Here is a 14594-nt window from a genome sequence, read left to right as displayed (position 1 = left end):
CATTCGAGGCTTTTTTTTATAGTTTCTCCGCTAAGTAGTGAGCAGTGATTGATTTTTTGTTTTTGACTATTTCTTCCGGTGTTCCGAATGCAAGTAATTGTCCTCCATTTTCTCCACCTTCAGGTCCAAGATCAATGATATAATCAGCACATTTTATTAAATCCAGATTGTGCTCAATCACAACAATGGAATGACCTTTTTCAATTAGAGCTTCAAAAGAAGCTAATAGTTTTTTAATATCGTGAAAGTGTAAACCAGTGGTAGGTTCATCAAAAACAAATAAGGCTTTGTCTTTCGTTGCTCCTTTGACTAAGAAAGAAGCTAGCTTAATACGTTGTGCTTCTCCACCGGAAAGGGTTGAAGATGATTGTCCCAATTGAACATAACCTAAACCTACATCTTGTAATGGCTGCAGTTTCTGAACTATTTTGGTTTGGTTTTTTTCTTTGAAGAACGCTAAGGCTTCATCAATGGTCATCGTAAGTATGTCATCAATATTCTTTCCTTCGAATTGTACTTCCAATACTTCTTTTTTGAAACGTTTTCCACCACAGGTTTCGCAAGGAAGCGAAACATCAGCCATAAATACCATTTCTACATTGATAGAACCTTCTCCTTTGCAGGTTTCGCATCGACCCCCATCAACGTTGAACGAGAAATGTTTGGCTTGATACCCTCGATTTTTGGATAATTTTTCTTTGGCGTATAAATCACGAATGTCATCATAAGCCTTGATATAGGTAACCGGATTGGAACGGGAACTTCTTCCGATTGGATTCTGATCTACATATTCAATATGTTTGATGTGCGAATAGCTTCCGGTTAGTTCAGAAAATTGTCCTGCTTTTTCACCTACACCTTCAAGTTGCTTTTGTAATGCAGGGAAAAGTATTTTTTTTACCAATGTGCTTTTTCCTGAACCTGAAACTCCTGTAATTACAGTCAAAACATCTAACGGGAAAGTTACATCTACATTTTGCAGATTGTTTTCTCGAGCACCTTTTACTTCAACAAAATTTTTGAATTTTCTTCTTTTCTTCGGAACAGCAATTTCTAATTGGCCATTTAAGTATTGCGCAGTTAATGAATCCGATTGTAATATTTCCTCAAAAGTTCCCTGAGCCACTAGTTCACCACCGAAGGTTCCGGCTTCTGGACCAATGTCAATAATCATGTCGGCCGCTTTCATGATATCTTCATCATGCTCTACCACAATCACCGTATTTCCTAAATCTCGGAGCGACAACAATACTTTGATTAATCGTTCGGTATCTTTAGGGTGTAAACCAATACTCGGTTCGTCTAAAATATACATAGAACCTACCAAACTACTTCCCAACGAAGTAGCCAAATTGATACGTTGTGACTCACCACCCGAAAGTGTAGCGGAATTTCGGTTTAAAGTAAGGTAATCCAATCCAACATCCTGTAAGAAGGACAATCGGTTATTGATTTCGATTAAAAGTCGTTTCGCTACCTTTTCATCGTACTCTGAAAGTTGTAATTCTTTGAAAAAAGGAATTAATTTCTTGATTGGTAAATCTACTATTTCAGATATCGTGATACCACCAACCTTAATATTATTAGCTTCAGGACGAAGTCGTTTCCCTTTACAAGCGTTGCATTTTGTTTTTCCGCGGTAGCGAGATAGCATTACCCGGTTTTGTATCTTATAATTTTTCTCCTCTAACTCTTTGAAGAAATCATTCAGTCCTTCAAAATATTGGTTTCCTCTCCAAACCAAATCTTTTTGTGCGTCGGTTAACTGGAAATAAGGCTTGTGTATGGGAAAATCAAATTTATGACTATTGTTAACCAATTGATCTCGATACCAACTCATACTTTCACCGCGCCAAGGGAAAATAGCGTTTTCATATACCGATAAAGCGGTATTGGGAATCACCAAGTCCTCATCAATTCCAATTACATTACCGTAGCCTTCGCACTGTGGACAAGCACCATAAGGATTGTTAAAGCTAAATAAATGAATATTGGGTTCTAAGAAAGTTAGTCCGTCCAATTCAAAATTGGTACTGTATGAAAAGCGTTTCTCCGTACTTAATTCTTGTAAATAGCAAATTCCTTTTCCTTCATAAAAGGCGGTTTGAACAGCATCAGCTAAACGATTGTAGAAATCTTCTTCATGTTTGACAACGATTCTATCAATGATTAAAAGAATGTCTTTATTGTCTAAGGAATGTTGATCGATTTCGTCCAAGCGAATCATTTCGTTATCTACTAAAATACGAGCAAATCCTTGTTGTAATAATACTTTGAGTTTGTTCTCCAGTTGGCGGCCTTCTTCCAGGTGGATAGGAGAGAGTAACAACCATTTGGAATCGGCTTCAAAAGTTTGAACATCATTCATTACATCCGAAACCGTATTTTTTTTCACTTCCTGCCCAGAAACGGGAGAAAAAGTTTTACCAATACGTGCAAAAAGTAATTTGAGGTAATCGTAAATCTCCGTAGAAGTTCCTACCGTTGAACGCGCGTTAGTGGTATTCACTTTTTGTTCAATGGCAACCGCCGGAGCGATACCTTTGATATAATCTACTTTTGGTTTGTCCAAACGTCCCAAAAACTGACGGGCATAACTGGATAAACTTTCAACATAACGACGCTGACCTTCTGCATAAAGTGTGTCAAATGCCAAACTTGACTTCCCTGAGCCGGATAAACCGGTAACCACTACAAGTTTATTTCGAGGAATAGCAACATCTAAATTCTTTAAATTATGAATTTGTGCTCCTTTAATAAGAATGTTTTTTTTGGGCTCAAGGGTTGATATATCGGGATTCATATACTGAAGTCAATTTCGACAAAGTTAATCATTAATCTACTTTTTTTGACGCCCTATAACTCATTTTTGATGTAATTATTTTCCTAATAAATGTTAAAAAATGAATTTTTTGTTGCTTTTCTAAAAAAAATAACACTAAATTTGGCTTACCAAAACACTAAAACAAAAGCTTATAACACAAAAATACTTTTTATAGAGATATTCTCTGCAAGATTAAACACCCAAAATCTAAAAAGTATTGTTATGGCTATTACTCAACTCCCAGACGCTTTATTAGTTAAGAACTACATTGATGGTAATGAAGAAGCATTGGCTATTTTAATTGATAGACATCAATCCAAAATCTATGGATTTATCTATTCCAAAGTTTTTGATAGAGACTTAGCAGATGACATCTTTCAAGATACCTTCATTAAAGTAATCAAAACATTAAAAAGCAACTCTTATAACGAAGAAGGAAAGTTTTTACCATGGGTAATGCGTATTGCCCACAATCTGATTATTGATACGTTCAGAAAAGATAAAAAAATGCCTTTTTACCGCGAGACAGAAGAATTTTCTATTTTTTCGGTTATGGCCGATAATAGTCCCAACGTGGAAAGCCAAATTATTACCGAACAAGTAGAAAGCGACTTGTTACGATTAATCGAGGAATTACCATCGGATCAGAAAGAAGTTTTGGAAATGCGTATTTATCAAGACATGAGTTTTAAGGAAATTGCAGATATTACAGGTGTTAGTATCAATACAGCACTAGGAAGAATGCGTTATGCCTTGTTGAATCTGAGAAGAATTATTGAAAAAAATCAAATTATTTTGACGAATTAAGCAATATATAGATAGAGGTTGCGTTATACTTATAAATCTAAATTAAAAGTATGGCGAAACTTTACACTAAAGAAAAAAATGTTGCTACCGAGATGTCTCCAAAACAAGAAACTATCGATTTTATTCTGAGCTATTCTAAAGCACTGAAAATTGTTAAGGTAGGAACCGAAGAATTTGAATTGAATTCAAACTAAAACAACTAAAACGAAAAAACGCCCATTATGAGGCGTTTTTTTTATGGTATTCGTCTAATACACTTTTTCTTCCGATGGTTTTAGTGATAATGTCTTTCTCTAAATTCCATCCTCGTGCCGGTGAATATTCTCTTCCGTACCATATAATTTGAAGATGTAAATCGTTCCAGGTTTCTTCAGGGAATAATCGCTTGGCATCGGCTTCGGTTTGCTGTACATTTTTTCCATTGGATAAATTCCAACGGTACATCAAACGATGGATGTGGGTGTCTACAGGAAATGCCGGAACACCAAATGCCTGACTCATTACTACACTAGCCGTTTTATGTCCAACAGCGGGTAAAGCTTCTAACGCTTCAAAATTTTGGGGTACTTCGCCGTTGTGCTTTTCAATCAGTATCTGTGATAAACCGTAAATACCTTTAGATTTCATTGGAGAAAGTCCGCAAGGTTTGATGATTTCTTTAATTTCTTCAACCGAAAGTTTGACCATATCATACGGATTGTCTGCTTTGGAAAATAGGAGTGGCGTAATTTGATTCACTCTTACATCTGTGCATTGTGCCGAGAGCAACACTGCAATTAATAAAGTATACGGGTCTTTATGATCCAAAGGAATTGGAATTTCTGGATATAATTGGTCCAATGTGTCAATTACAAATTGTACTTTTTCGGCTTTTGTCATCTGAAACTATCAATTACGAATTGTAAAATGCGAATGTATGATTTTAATCTAAGATTAGAAACTCAATAAACTTTGTAACTTTGGCATTCAATAAATAGAAAAGCATCAATGACTACATTACAAAAAGGAGACAAAGCTCCAGCATTTTCAGCTGTCGATCAAGACGGAAATGTGCATACATTATCAGATTATAAAGGAAAGAAATTAGTGGTTTTCTTTTATCCTGCGGCCAGTACACCAAGTTGTACGATTGAGGTGTGTAATTTGAGAGATAATTACAGTTCGTTTATTAAAGAAGGCTATGCGTTGTTAGGTGTGAGTGCCGATACGAAAAAGAAACAGGCTAATTTTAAAAGTAAAAACGAATTGCCTTTTCCACTTTTGGCAGATGAAGATAAAAAAGTTATTGAAGCCTTTGGTGTTTGGGGACCGAAAAAATTCATGGGCAGAGAGTTCGACGGTATTCACCGAACTACTTTTGTAATTGATGCCAATGGTGTTATTGAAGAAGTAATTCTAAAAGTGAAAACTAAAGAACATGCAACGCAAATTTTAAAATAAAAAAAAGCAGGTTAACTACCTGCTTTTTTGTTTTTATGCCGTCTCGGTTTCTACCGAATTGGGTTCTTTGTAACCAAATAAATGATCGCGCTTAATCAACTCAGCAATTCCTTCAGGAAGCATTACTTCCCATCCCGGTTTGTCTTTACTGATCATTTTCAATACTTCTCTTGAGAAGATTTTTAAATGCGATTTATCAAAATCGGTAATGTCAATTACTTTTCCATTGTAAGCAAAGAATTTATACAATTCTTTCATACGCGGATGAACTTTAAGATTTTGCGAGTTCAAGATTACTCCATGCTCGTCTTCCATCGGATACAAATAGACTTTTAAATCACGATAGAATAACTTACCAAAAGCTTCTAAGATTCCACCGCTTAAGTGACGATAGTATTTCTCATCAAAAATATCCACCAGATTGTTAACACCTAATGCCAATCCCATTCTTTCTTTAGAATAGTTAGAGAAGTATTCCACTACTTTGAAGTATTCCTGGAAGTTGGAAATCATTACGGTTTGACCTAACGAACACAGTAACTCGGCTCTGTCCATAAAGTCTCTTTCGTCAATTTCACCGTCCGAACGTAAGTTGGATAGCGTAATTTCAAAAACAACTAACGTATTTTCTTTCTTTACTTTATTTTCATCAATGAACATTTGTAATGATTTCTCATACATGTCCATATTTACTTTGGTTACCGGGCGGAAACTACCGCGCAATGCTAAAATGTTTTTCTTATACAATACCGCAGCTGGAAGAATGTTTTTACCGTTGGGATCAAACATTACCGCATCGGTCATTCCGTTTTTAACAAGTTGTAAACTCATTAAGCGATTGTCAACCTCTGCAAAACGAGGTCCGGAAAAGTTAATGGTGTCAATCTCTAATTGATCTTTGTCGATATGATCGTACAAATAACGCAATAAACGTTTCGGATCATTATATTTATAGAAAGCACCATATATTAAGTTGACTCCAAGTTTTCCTAAGGTTTCTTGTTGTAAACGAGCATCAGTCTCTTTAAATCGGATGTGTAATAAAATCTCGTTGTACGCTTCGTCCGGTTCGATTTGGTATTTAATTCCTACCCAGCCGTGACCTTTGTATTGCTTCGCAAAATCAATTGTGGCTACTGTGTTGGCATAACTGAAAAACATTTTGGATGGATGTTTCTCTCGTTTCAAACGCTCCTCAATCAGTTCTACTTCATAATTGAGCATTTTGCGCAAACGGTTTTCGGTAACATAACGACCATCATCTTCAGCACCATAAATGGCATCACTGAAATCCTTATCATACGCTGACATCGCCTTTGCAATTGTTCCTGACGAACCTCCGGCTCTGAAAAAATGACGAACGGTTTCCTGTCCGGCACCAATTTCAGCAAATGTTCCGTAAATGTTTGCGTTTAGGTTGATTCTTAGGGCTTTGTCTCCTATCGATGGGATAGATTCAATGTCTTTGTCTCCTTTTAATTTGATTTCTCTCTCTAGATTTTTCATCTTCATTGACTAAATACCCTGCAAAGGTAATGAATGCGTTATTTTTTATCAAATATTATTTACTTTTGTAAAAAAGCAACTCGCAATTGAAAGTTTACTTCTTAGGTACCGGTACTTCACAAGGCATTCCTGTTATAGGAAGTCACCATCCAGTTTGTCTTAGTGACAACCCAAAAGACAAACGTTTTCGCGTTTCTGTTTGGGTAGAATGGGACGATTATTCGTTTATCATTGATTGTGGTCCCGATTTTCGTCAGCAAATGCTGCTGTCTAATTGCCCCAAAATTGATGCCATTTTTTTTACTCACGAACATGCAGATCATACAGCAGGTCTCGATGATATCCGTCCTTTTTTTTATAAACAAGGTGAAATCCCTATTTACGGACATCCACGTGTTCTCAAAAATCTGGAAAAAAGATTCGATTATATTTTTGCAACCGAAAATAGATATCCTGGCGCTCCAGGCGTTTTTCCTTTCGAAGTTCACAATAACGAAACTATTGAGATCGATGATAAAGTAATTATTCCTATTAACGCTATGCATGGAGATTTGCAGGTTTTTGGCTATCGATTCGATAAATTTGCCTATTTGACCGATGTGAAAACTGTGGCAAAAGAGGAATTGCACAAATTGGAAAACTTAGAGGTATTGGTTATTGATGCTTTACGTATCGATTCGCATCCAACACACTTCAATCTCGAGGAAGCACTCCGTTTTATCGAATTGGTGCAACCTAAAAAAGCATATTTAACCCATATTAGTCATGTGCTCGGGTTCCATGACGAAGTTCAAAAAAGATTACCCAAAAATGTGTATTTAGCTTACGATAATTTACAAATCAATTTATAGTTTATGAAAAAGTTACTTTTGTACGGATTTATTTTTTCGGTGTTGGTCAATATTTTTCAACTGATGTATGCCACTAAAAAAGCGGATTTCGAAGGTGGAAATCATGAAAAATACAAACAAAAAATGAAGGATTCCATCTCTAAAATTGTAGCTGAAAAAGAGGAAGGAGATTATTTCTCATTGGCGCATAATGACAATGCAATCAATTATTATGATGGGATTGATGTGAACCAATTGATGCCGCAAATCAAAGAACAATTGATGGAATACAATAATAATCCTAAAGGAAATTCTCTGATTTCTTATGAAGGTATGGTGCTCAATAAAGTTCGTTTTTTAAACCACAGATGGATTATCGCCGATTTTACCGGTGAAGCGGGATGGGGTGAAATCATCATCAAATACTTTGTGGAAAAAGACGGTAAGGTAACTTTCGAACCTGCCGAAACATTATTATACCCACAACAGTAAAGAATTAGCAATAGTAGTAATAAAGAAACAGTCGGTTTGTGCCGGCTGTTTTTTGTTATGTCAATAGTGCTGCTTGTGGAGCCTCGATCGTCGCTTGTGGAGCTTCAGTTATCTGTTGCTGAGTCAATAGTACTGATTGTGAAGCTTCGATTGCCGCTTGTGAAGCTTCGATTGCCGCTTGTGGAGCCTCGATCGTCGCTTGTGGAGCTTCAGTTTTCTGTTGTTGAGTCAATAGTACTGCTTGTGGAGCCTCAATTGCTGCTTATTGAGCTTCTGTTGTGTGTTGTAGAGTGGGTATTGTGTGTTGTTGAGCCAATAACTTTTATTGTGGAGTCAATGTTATGTATTGCAAAGCCAATATCGTCAAATACCGATAGCATTTACTAATTATGTTTCACTAAATACGTTGGACTAAAATAAAAAAGACTCCATCCGGAGTCTCTTATTATTTTGTTTCATTCAACCAATTCCTGAAATCGTAAAAATTTTGAGGAGCAACACCGTGTCCCACTGGATATTCTTTGTACACATTCTGAATGCCAAGGTTGTCAAGAAGTGGTTTGGCATTGCGAGCCCATTCTACTGGAACTACTTGGTCTACATTACCATGAGATGCAAATACTTTAAACGAACTAAAGTCATTTTTGTCGTAGTTGTCTATCGCAATTTCTTCATTGAAATAACCACTCATCCCAACAATACGCTGTACTTTTTGAGGATACGATAATCCAACGGCATAGCTCAAAATACATCCCTGACTAAAACCAATTAAAGTAACATTATTTGCATCAATTGGATAATTGATAAGTAATTCGTCAATGAATTGTGCAATCAAATCTCTAGAAATTCTCGCTTGATTCAAATCGGAAAACTTTTTGGCATCAGCATCAAAATTAATCGCATACCACGCATAACTCCCATACATCATATCATAGGGTGCACGTGCAGAAATTACATAATATTCGTCGGGTAATTCTGTTGCAAATGAAAATAAATCTTCTTCATTACTGCCGTAACCATGCAATAACAGCAATAAAGGGTTTTTGTCTAATTTTTGTTTCGGTTCTCTAACCAAATGGTATAATGATAACTCCATTTAAATGTTTTTGAAAATTTTTTGAAATAAATCACCTACTAAAGGGATTGATTTGGTTTCTCCTTTTACCGCAGTAAACATACCATACATTGCCAATACCGAAATAGCCACCCACATCGACATCGTTGCCATTGGGATATTGAAGTTCGATAAAAGTAAGCCTAAGGCCACAAATGTGATGGTTAGTCCCAACCCTTGTCGAATATGAAACGAGGCAAAGGTCGATTTGTCTTCTCCGCTGTTCATTGACATGGCAACTAGTGGTCCGATTAATAAGATATAACTGATGATGGCAGCGCTTTTGCCTTTTGTATTGTCTTCCATTATTGTAGTTCTAATTGTTGCTGATTGTAAATTCCGTATACTTTTCCTTGCATATTGCTTCCCAAAAAGGCAGAATTCTTTGATTTTGAAAGTAGGTTTGCGGTTTCAAATGTCCATTGGCCTTCCGGATTGAATAGGGTAAGATTGGCTTGTTGTCCTTCCGAAACGGTAACCTCGGGTAAACCTAAAACGCTTCTTCCTGAAGTTAGTTTGCTTATGATAACTTCTGTTGGGAGTACCGTTTGTAATGCGCCAAAAGCACTCTCTAATCCAACTGTACCGTTTTTGGCCAAATCAAACTCTAGTTTTTTGTGTTCAATATCAATCGGATTGTGGTCTGAGGTAATACAGTCAATGGTATTGTCTAAAACGCCTTCAATTAGTGCCTTTCTGTCGGCTTCTGTTCGTAGCGGTGGACTAACTCTATAATTGGCATCAAATCCGTTTAAAACATCGTCTGTAAATACCAATTGATGGACTGCTACACTGCAAGTGACTTGCAATCCTTTGGATTTTGCCTCGCGAACTAGTGCTACTGATTTTGCCGATGATAATGTAGGAATGTGTAGCTTTCCGCCGGTGTATTCTAAAATAAAGAGGTTTCTGGCGATAATTAATTCTTCTGCTAATGCAGGAATGCCTTTTAAACCGAGTTGGGTCGAAGTGATGCCTTCATTAACAATGCCTTTTCCTTTGATGTGGTTGTCTTGCGAAAAGGCGATGACAGTTCCTTCGAAATCTTGGGTATATTGTAATGCAATTTTTAGCAAATTGGCATTGTCTAAACTTTTATTGTAATCTCCAAAAGCAACAGCTCCCGCATTTTTCATGTCGAATAGTTCCGCTAGTTCAACACCATCACTGTTTTTGGTCAAAGCGCCTATTGGGTATAATGCAGTAGCAAATCCATGGGCTTTTTGTCGTACAAAATGAACTTGTGACTGATTGTCGATTACTGGTTGTGAGTTGGGCTGCAATGCAATTCCTGTAAATCCGGAACGGGCAGCAACTTGCAGTCCGTTGGCAATGGTTTCTCTTTCTTCATAACCGGGCTCGCCTAAAGAAGCACTCGTGTCAAACCATCCTGCAGAAACATGTAAATTAGGTAACTCAATTTCCTGAAAGCCGTCTTGTGATTGAATAGAATTTCCTATTTTTTCTATCGTTCCATTACTAATTTTAATATCAACGATTTGATTGTGAAAAGAATTTTTAGCTTCAATAATTCGGGCGTTTCTGATAATTAAGCTCATTTTATAAATTTTTGTATAAGTAATTCAAGTGCTAGAAACAGTAGTGCAAAAATAAGAAACCATTTCCAAATCTGATTGTCGGTGCGCTCGATTTGTAAGGTGTCAAAGAAGTTTTCTATACTGTCTATTTGGTTTGTATTGGCTAAGCTTTCGCTGCTGGGTTCGGTTAAAATACTTTCTCTTCTATCGTAGTTGAAACTAAGAAGACCTACATCATTTTTGTTTTGGATAATACTAAAATTCCCCGCACTTTTTGGACTATCACCACAGGTGATTTTGATTTTGTCGTCCATGATTTGTTGCATGGGTATAAATTCTTCCTCTTTATTTTTAATCGAGACTACTTCGTCTTTAGAAACTTTAGCAGCTACAACCACAGGTTTACTATTACCAATGGTTTCAAATTTGACTCCGTTCTTTTCATTGCTCATTCCCATCTTATAGAAGGTAGGTACAATCAATGGTGAATTCTGAAAATTGCTATTTTCTTTATTGATAGCTGCCGAAAACACATAGACTGCTCCCGAATTTTTATAGATTGTAGATAAAAATGCCGTCTGATCTTCATACAATATGGCTTGTGATGCCGCCGATTTGATAGCGAAACTTTCTTTTACCGAAGGGTATTGGAAATTACTGATTTTCTTCTCAAATACATTCGAAAACAAAGGGTTGGAGAAGTTGATCTTGGTTATTTTCTTTTCCTGTTGTTGGGATGAAAGAAATTGAACACCCCCGAAATTAGCCATAAAGGTATTCAGATTACTGATGGGAGTTTTCGTAGAAGGAATAACGACTAAATTGCCGCCTTTGCTCACAAATTGTTTTAAATTGGTAAACATAGCCAACGGAATGTTGTCCAATTCATTCAAAATGATAGCATCTTGCTTGCCTATATCACTATAATTAAGTGTGTTTAGCGCTACGTTTTTGTAATTAAAATCCGGTTGTGTATATATTTTAGATAAAAAAATACTTTTATCGTTGTCTCCTATACTCAATACGTTGCAGATTTCTGGTTTTGCAATATTGAAATAGAACGTATTGTCAAAAACCAGGCTATTGTCGTTAAGCGAAACATATCCGTTGAAGTTGTCTTTTGGTATCGTAAAACGTAAGGTTTGTTTGCGTTGGTTTAGTTGTAAAATAGCTTTGGCAATTAAGTTCTCTTTATTGTATATCGAAATTGGAATCGATTTGTCTTCTTCAAAATTAGAAGACACAGTTACGCCAATTTCATAGAAATGATCCAACACCTGTGAAACAAAAACACTGTCAATAGCAATGTTTTCAAGTTTTTCTGCCTCGGGTATAATGAAATACGATTTGGTGTTTTCCGGCAATTGGTCAAGATTAGCCGTTTTCATTCCTATCGCGTCGGTAATAACCAGAATATCTTTACCACGATTGCTATTGTGTGACTTGACTTTGATCAAAGCGTTTTCAATCGAAAATGGAAGGGCACTATACGGCAATTGCTGTAAATCCTTTTCAATCGATTTGATATTGGTGTTCCAGTAATCTTCGCTGTTGGTAACCACCGAAAGTGGTAAATCTTCTGGCGCATGTTCGAGTAAATCTTGAACAGCACGTTTGAGTAGTTCGCCTTTTTGTCCTTTGGCCTGCATACTGAACGAATTATCCAATACGACAAACAATTCATTGTTTTTACTTTCGCTGTCTTTGGCTTTGAAAAAGGGTTGGGCAAAGGCAAAAACCAATGCGGCTAAGAGCAACAATCGACAAGCAAGTAATAAGTATTTTTTGATTTTTGAACTTTTCCGGGTTTGAATGGCAAGTTCTTTCAGCAATTTTACGTTGGTGAAATATTCTTTTTTAAACTTCCGTAATTGAAACAAATGCACTAAAACAGGTATAACCAGTAAAAATAGAAAGTAGAGGATTTCCGGGTGTTTGAATTGCATTCAGTTTAGTGTTTACTTTACAAGGTCTTGCTTATCGGAGTTTAGTAATTTCGTCTGCCAAAGATAATTATGAATTGTCAATTGTCAATTATTAATTCATGATTATTTCTTCTTCTTTTGTTTGTAAAATTCTTTATCTGCAATATAAATCGTTTTCTCCACTTCACAAAAAACAGTTTCACCCGATTGGTTTGTAATTTGTGTAGTTTTGATATGCTCGGTTTCTTTGTTCTCTTTTACTTTCTGCAGTATATCTTGAAGTTCTTCCTCGGAGAATTCAAAAGAGGCATACATATGTTCTCGGGCCGGTCGTTTAAATCGAATGTGTGCCGATTTATCCCAAACGATATATTCTTCCTTAAGGATATACATTAATTGTATCATCGGAATCGGATCAACAGCAGCAAAAAGACTACCGCCAAAAATTGAACCTACATAGTTTCTGTTTTTATAACTCAAAGGGATTTTGATTCGTACTAATTTCAAATCATTTGAAACGTGTTCGATACGGGCAGTACTCCTACGATACATAGGAGATAAGTTGAATCCCACTTTGAAAATAGTAGACTCTTTAAGGAATTTTTTGGCTATTCGGCTTAACTGTTGGTACATATTCTAAATTTGATTTCAAAGATAGATATAAAATAAAATCCCCAATCAGTTGATTGAGGATTTCGTATAATGAATTATTTCTTTTTCTTCTTTTGTGCTCTCTGACGTTCAACTGCACGGTTACGTGGAGCTGTTTTACGTGGTGTACGTTTACCTGGTCCGCCAAGATTTACTTTTTTGTTTTTTTCTGATTTCTCGTGAAAAGCTGCATTTTCGCTTACTTTTGGCTTTTTCATCAAGAATTTCACCTTTTGTTTCTCTTTTTCAGGTCCAATCAATTGAGTGGAGATTTCAACTGTTGATGGTAGCTCCAAGATGGCAATCTCTTTTTCCATCAGTAACTCAGCTTCAACTTTAATGTCTTCTTCTCGTGGTGCAATGAAACTGATGGCAATACCACTAGCATCGGCACGCCCCGTACGTCCTATACGGTGAATGTATTGTTCCGGAATTTCAGCCATTTCAAAATTTATCACATGTGAAATACCGGAAATGTCCAAACCACGAGCCATAACATCGGTAGTGATTAAACCTCGTAAAGTTCCGTTTTGGAAGTCCTGCATAGTCAACAAACGATAGTTTTGTGATTTGTTCGAATGAATAACACCAAATTGTCCAGGAAATTCAACTTCGATTTTATCCAAAAGCATATCGGCAATCTTTTTGTTGTTCACAAAAACCAATATTTTATCTAAAGTTGTATCACTATTCAATAAATGTTTTAGTAAATTGACTTTAGTATTGAAATTAGGAACATGATACGATAACTGTTCAATTTTTTCCAATGGCGTTCCTGATGGAGCCAAAGAGACTTCTTCTGGGAAATCAAAATAGTCATTTAGAATTTCATCCACTTCATCGGTCATTGTAGCCGAGAATAAAATATTTTGACGCTTTGTTTTTAGCATTGCTAAGATCGAGGTCAATTGCGGACGAAATCCTAAGTTGAGCATTTCATCAAATTCATCAATAACTAACTTTGTTACTTCTTGAAGTGATAAAACACCATCTAACGATAAATCCATTATACGACCGGGTGTTCCCACCAATATGTCGATACCTTGATAAACTTGATTTTTTTGAGTATTGATGTTAACACCTCCATAAATCCCTAGCGTTCTAACCGACATATACTGGGTTAGTTTTTCGATTTCTTCTACAACTTGAACCACTAGCTCACGAGTAGGAACCAAAATCATAATTCTGGGATTGAACGTGTTTACAAACTTATATTGTTTAAGTAAGGGTAGCAAATAGGCAAATGTTTTTCCAGTACCTGTCTGAGCAATTCCCATCATATCGCGCCCCGACATAACCACAGAAAATGATTTCTCCTGAATAGGTGTAGGAGTTGTTAATTGTAAGTCGTCAATTGCTTTTTGTAAAGATTTTGGAAGGTTGAATTGCTCGAATGATGCCATCTTGCTCTATATATTTTATGCAAAGGTATTGTTTAAAATTCATATTTGTCAATTATGGAGCGCA

15 protein-coding genes are annotated in these 14594 nt (G+C 36.2%); 5 read left to right on the top strand and 10 right to left on the bottom strand.

Annotated features, from left to right (window positions below):
• Window positions 1–16: 16 nt before the first annotated feature.
• Window positions 17–2803 carry an excinuclease ABC subunit UvrA gene (gene uvrA / locus ACS8MM_RS16155; RefSeq protein ID WP_379719158.1) on the bottom strand — a complete coding sequence of 929 codons (2787 nt, stop codon included), beginning with the start codon at window positions 2801–2803 and terminating at the stop codon, window positions 17–19.
• 243 nt (window positions 2804–3046) lie between these two features.
• On the opposite strand from uvrA, the gene ACS8MM_RS16150 reads away from it, so the two are divergent.
• Together ACS8MM_RS16150 and ACS8MM_RS16145 are read left to right on the top strand one after the other, a co-directional pair.
• Entirely contained in the window at window positions 3047–3631 is a 585-nt protein-coding gene (locus tag ACS8MM_RS16150; protein ID WP_379719155.1) for an RNA polymerase sigma factor, read from the top strand.
• Between the two features lie 50 nt (window positions 3632–3681).
• Window positions 3682–3825: a hypothetical protein gene (locus ACS8MM_RS16145; protein WP_379719152.1), complete on the top strand. Its 144-nt coding sequence runs from the start codon at window positions 3682–3684 to the stop codon at window positions 3823–3825.
• Between the two features lie 25 nt (window positions 3826–3850).
• Here ACS8MM_RS16145 and ACS8MM_RS16140 read toward each other — a convergent pair whose 3' ends face one another.
• Window positions 3851–4510 carry an endonuclease III domain-containing protein gene (locus tag ACS8MM_RS16140; RefSeq protein WP_379719149.1) on the bottom strand — a complete coding sequence of 220 codons (660 nt, stop codon included), beginning with the start codon at window positions 4508–4510 and terminating at the stop codon, window positions 3851–3853.
• A gap of 108 nt (window positions 4511–4618) precedes the next feature.
• Between ACS8MM_RS16140 and bcp the strand changes: the two genes are divergently transcribed.
• Window positions 4619–5071, top strand: a complete 453-nt coding sequence (bcp, locus tag ACS8MM_RS16135; protein WP_379719146.1) for a thioredoxin-dependent thiol peroxidase — start codon at window positions 4619–4621, stop codon at window positions 5069–5071.
• Between the two features lie 33 nt (window positions 5072–5104).
• Here the strand turns inward: bcp and ACS8MM_RS16130 are convergent, their stop codons facing one another.
• Entirely contained in the window at window positions 5105–6577 is a 1473-nt protein-coding gene (locus tag ACS8MM_RS16130; protein ID WP_379719143.1) for a TonB-dependent receptor, read from the bottom strand.
• 86 nt (window positions 6578–6663) lie between these two features.
• Between ACS8MM_RS16130 and ACS8MM_RS16125 the strand changes: the two genes are divergently transcribed.
• Window positions 6664–7428 (top strand): MBL fold metallo-hydrolase, encoded by a 765-nt coding sequence (locus ACS8MM_RS16125; protein WP_379719140.1) that lies wholly within the window; start codon window positions 6664–6666, stop codon window positions 7426–7428.
• Window positions 7429–7431: 3 nt separating this feature from the next.
• Window positions 7432–7899, top strand: a complete 468-nt coding sequence (locus tag ACS8MM_RS16120; RefSeq protein WP_379719137.1) for a hypothetical protein — start codon at window positions 7432–7434, stop codon at window positions 7897–7899.
• Between the two features lie 55 nt (window positions 7900–7954).
• Here the strand turns inward: ACS8MM_RS16120 and ACS8MM_RS16115 are convergent, their stop codons facing one another.
• The 7 genes from ACS8MM_RS16115 to ACS8MM_RS16085 all read right to left on the bottom strand — a co-directional run bounded on the left by ACS8MM_RS16115 (window position 7955) and on the right by ACS8MM_RS16085 (window position 14530).
• Entirely contained in the window at window positions 7955–8131 is a 177-nt protein-coding gene (locus ACS8MM_RS16115; protein ID WP_379719134.1) for a hypothetical protein, read from the bottom strand.
• A 213-nt stretch (window positions 8132–8344) separates the two neighbouring features.
• Window positions 8345–8995, bottom strand: coding sequence for an alpha/beta hydrolase (locus tag ACS8MM_RS16110; protein WP_379719131.1), 651 nt, complete (start codon window positions 8993–8995; stop codon window positions 8345–8347).
• Window positions 8996–9319: a DUF4870 domain-containing protein gene (locus ACS8MM_RS16105; protein ID WP_379719128.1), complete on the bottom strand. Its 324-nt coding sequence runs from the start codon at window positions 9317–9319 to the stop codon at window positions 8996–8998.
• The gene (locus tag ACS8MM_RS16100) at window positions 9319–10572 is read right to left on the bottom strand and encodes a dihydroorotase (RefSeq protein ID WP_379719125.1); all 1254 of its coding nucleotides are present in this window, start codon (window positions 10570–10572) and stop codon (window positions 9319–9321) included. Before ACS8MM_RS16100 ends, ACS8MM_RS16105 begins: the two co-directional genes overlap by 1 nt.
• Window positions 10569–12497: a BatA domain-containing protein gene (locus tag ACS8MM_RS16095; RefSeq protein ID WP_379719122.1), complete on the bottom strand. Its 1929-nt coding sequence runs from the start codon at window positions 12495–12497 to the stop codon at window positions 10569–10571. The genes ACS8MM_RS16100 and ACS8MM_RS16095 overlap by 4 nt, the downstream gene beginning before the upstream one ends.
• Window positions 12498–12599: 102 nt before the next feature.
• The gene (locus ACS8MM_RS16090) at window positions 12600–13109 is read right to left on the bottom strand and encodes a DUF4442 domain-containing protein (protein ID WP_379719119.1); all 510 of its coding nucleotides are present in this window, start codon (window positions 13107–13109) and stop codon (window positions 12600–12602) included.
• Window positions 13110–13183: 74 nt separating this feature from the next.
• Window positions 13184–14530 carry a DEAD/DEAH box helicase gene (locus ACS8MM_RS16085; RefSeq protein WP_379719116.1) on the bottom strand — a complete coding sequence of 449 codons (1347 nt, stop codon included), beginning with the start codon at window positions 14528–14530 and terminating at the stop codon, window positions 13184–13186.
• Between the last annotated feature and the right edge of the window lie 64 nt (window positions 14531–14594).

This window comes from Flavobacterium sp. MAHUQ-57 (genome assembly GCF_051908335.1).
In the GTDB taxonomy this organism is placed as follows: Bacteria; Bacteroidota; Bacteroidia; order Flavobacteriales; family Flavobacteriaceae; genus Flavobacterium.
Note: the sequence above shows the minus strand (reverse complement) of the source record. Positions and strands in the feature narration are given on the sequence as shown.